The organism is Candidatus Andeanibacterium sp., from assembly GCF_057143545.1.
Genome location: NZ_DBNHSF010000090.1, coordinates 1 through 3,356, shown reverse-complemented (window position 1 = coordinate 3,356; position 3,356 = coordinate 1). Strand labels below are relative to the sequence as shown.

General features: G+C 62.5%; 2 protein-coding genes. Both read right to left on the bottom strand.

Annotated elements, in window-relative coordinates; translation table 11 throughout:
• On the bottom strand, nucleotides 1-1,042 hold a 1,042-nt coding region (locus tag AC16XC_RS05560), incomplete at its 3' end, for a TIR domain-containing protein (RefSeq protein ID WP_484033652.1).
• A 115-nt stretch (nucleotides 1,043-1,157) separates the two neighbouring features.
• Nucleotides 1,158-3,071, bottom strand: coding sequence for a TIR domain-containing protein (locus AC16XC_RS05555; RefSeq protein ID WP_484033653.1), 1,914 nt, complete (start codon nucleotides 3,069-3,071; stop codon nucleotides 1,158-1,160).
• Nucleotides 3,072-3,356 lie beyond the last annotated feature (285 nt).

Sequence of the window (3,356 nt, the reverse complement as noted above, 5' to 3'; positions counted from 1 at the left end):
CGTAGCTCAGTTCTTCCCACCCCCTCGCGAAATCAGGATCCAGCGCAACCGCGCGCTCGAGATAGGCAGTCGGGCGGCTGCGGTCGGTATCGTAGCGGTAGGAGCGGCCCTGCACGTAGTTGGCATAAGCCTCGGGATTGTCGGTTCCGCCGTAAGCGCGGGAATTGATTCCGACATCGAGCGATACGCTGAGCGTGTCGGCCACGGCCTTGGCGATATCTTCCTGGACGGACAGCAGATCGTTTATCGTCCGGTCGAAGTTGTCCGACCACATGACATTGCCCTTCTTGTCCTCGAGCCGGACCGCAACCCGCAATTGCTCGCCGTCTTTGCGCACCGAGCCATAAAGCGCGTTGTCAGCGGGCTGCTCGTCGGCGCGACCGGTGGCGACCTGGAGTTCCGGGACCCGCCGCAGGCGGATGATCAGCTCCGAAGCGATACCCGCCGCCAAGGGTCCTTCGTCGGGATTGTTGCCATCGGCCGTAAGCGGCATGACCACGATCCGCGCTTCGCTGTCGGAGCCGCTTGTCAGGGATCCGCCAAACACCAGGATCCCAGCGACTGCCGCAATGACCAGCGCGATCGCCGCGGCCAGCAATATCTTCAGTCGCCCGGCTGTTGCCTGGTCCGCCGATGCCTCGTTCTCTCCGGCAGTTTTGCCTTCCAGTTGAAGTGCATCGAGCAGGGTCTTCGGCAGTTCTGCTTGTCTGGCGCGCGCCCAACCTGACATGTCGATCGTCTGGAGCTGGCGAAATCCCATCGGCGGCAGGCTGCCGTCGATCGATAGCGGCACCAGCTTTCCTTGTTCGCGACCTGCCTGCGCTTCGTCGCAGACCCAGCCGGATTCCACCGAGGTCTTCGACCATACAACAATCACCTTGCGCGAGCGGTTGAGTTCTTCCTCTGTCACTTTGGTGAAAGTGGAGCCGCCGGTGATCTGGTCGTCCATCCAGATAGTCGCGCCGCAGTCCGCCAATTGAGTCGCAAGCCGCTCGGCAATTGGTCGATCGACGCGCGAATAGGAGACGAAAACATCTGCCATGGCGTGTGAGATATGAACCCGAGTTCAAGACAATTCTATGGCGAAATTCGATTTGGCTGCGCGCCCGCCATCCGCTCCTGGACGACATCTGTCCGCCGTCTCTTCGAAACTGCCGTCAGGAACACTCGAAATCGGTGGCCGAAAGCGGGCGGCAGTGATCGCCCCACTCGCCACTCGCGCGCCATATCTTGTCGAGGCCGACATCCTGCACCAGTTGCTTGAAGTCCTTTGTCGGACGCAAGTTGGCGAAGGCCGGGTGCCAAATCAGGCCGACACCGGGCGGGCTCAGCTCGGTCGCAACCTGCAGGAAGCGCATTGCTGCCGCATCGTTGCCGCCCAGCGCCGCCGATACCGCCATGGGCCATAATTCGTTCGCCGGGCCTTCTCCATATCTCGCCTTTGCCCAGCCCCGCAGATCTTCCCTGCTCATTGCGAGCAATCCGGGCTGTTCGGCAAACAATGCTTCGATCCTGCGATAGGAGGGAACGTTGCGTGCGAATTCACGCGCCTTCCGGGTTTCGCCGGCGAGGATCATGGCATGGAGCGTCAGCGGCGCATCGAGCACTTGCCCATCGGTTCGGCCGATCCGCTCGGAAAGCGCGATCGCCTCGTCGTATCGCCCGGAATAGACCAGGAATCGGGTCATCCACGGATCGTCGCGATAGACCGGATCGATCTGTTCCGCGGCCAAGGCCAGGCGCCTCGCCTTGGCCACCCGGCCCATGCCCTGCTCGTGACTGGCCAGGATGAGCTTGGCGATGGGATCGTAGCCGGGATCGAGCTCTGCCGCGCGGCGGAACATTTCGTCGCCGCCCTGCAGGTCGTTGGCCATCTTCAGATAGACGCCGCGAGCCATGAACGAATAGGCGTTCTGCGGCCGGGAGTTGAATGCCCTGGCCGAGACTGCGTCGGCCTCCGCCAGGATCCTCTCCATCTCGTCTTTCGATCGCGCGGCGGTCAAGCGCCCCCAATGCGCATCGGTTAACGCCGACAGCGCCTGCGTATAATTGGGATCGAGTTCCGTCGCGCGTTGAAAATAGCGGAATTTGGCTTCCGGATCGCCCGAATTCACGACGCCGAGCACGTAGCTGGAAAAGGCTTCGGGATTGTTCGTCCCGCCGTACTGGCGCGAGTTCACCCCGACATCGAGCGAGACGCTGAGCGCATTGGCAATCGCGGCGGCCGTCTCCTCCTGGACCTGCAACAATTCGTTGATCGTCCGGTCATAGGTTTCGGACCACAGCACAGCCCCCGAAGGATCGAGCAGACGGATGGTTGTACGCAGGCTTTCGCCCGAGCGGCGGATCGAGCCTTCCATCGCATGCGCATTCTCGAATTCGGCGCTGGGCGCGCTTCCGTCGGCCCTGGCCGATGCTATTCGCAATCCCTCGATCCGGCGCAGGCGGAGGATCAGCTCGTCGGTGATGCCGGATGCGAGCGCCGCATCTTCGTCGCTGCCGCCGACCGCCGCCAGGCCGCGCACCAGGACCGGAATCTGGCCTTCCGACTGCGCCGACCCACGTGCGCCGTACCAGTCGAACGCGACGTAAACCAGGCCGGCAAGCGCGAGCATTGCGGCTGCCATGGCGGCGAAGAGGATATTGCGCCGATCGGGCGGCTTCGGCGCCGGGCTGGATCGATCCGGCCCGGCACGAGAATCGAGTGCCAATGCATCGATGACTTCGCGGGGCAGTTCGCGCCCTTTGCCATTCGCCCAATCGACGACATCGATCATGTGGATCTGGCGAAAGCCCATCGGCGGCTGGCTGCCATCGATCGACAGCGGGACCAGCTTGCCCTGTTCGCGGCCCGCCTGGGCCTCGTCTCGTACCCAACCGGACTTGATCGACGTCTCTGACCAGAGAACGATGACCTTGGCCGACCGGTTGAGTTCTTCCTCGGTAACGTCGGTAAAGGTCGAACCGCCGGTCAGCTGCTTGTCCATCCAGACGCTGGCCCCGCGCGCTTCAAGCGCGGCAGCCAGCCGCTCCGCAATCGGCCGGTCAACCCGCGAATAGGAAATGAACACATCGGACAAGCAGATCGCCCTTCACCAAATTGCGGCCGCCTAACCTCCCATAAATATTGCAGATTGAACTGCTTGTCTTGAGGAAAAGGCAATGCCCGTATCCCCGCTATCGCGGAAATTCGTCAGGCAAATCGTTCAATTCGAACAGGCATTGACCGTCCGCTCCTCTCTCCGCTTGAGGTGCCGGCGGTTCCAATCTAGCACTTGCCGATGGCCGACTTCCTGTTGCTTGCCTCGATCCTGCTCGGCGTCGGCGTGCTGGCGGTGCCGATTGCGACCCGGCTC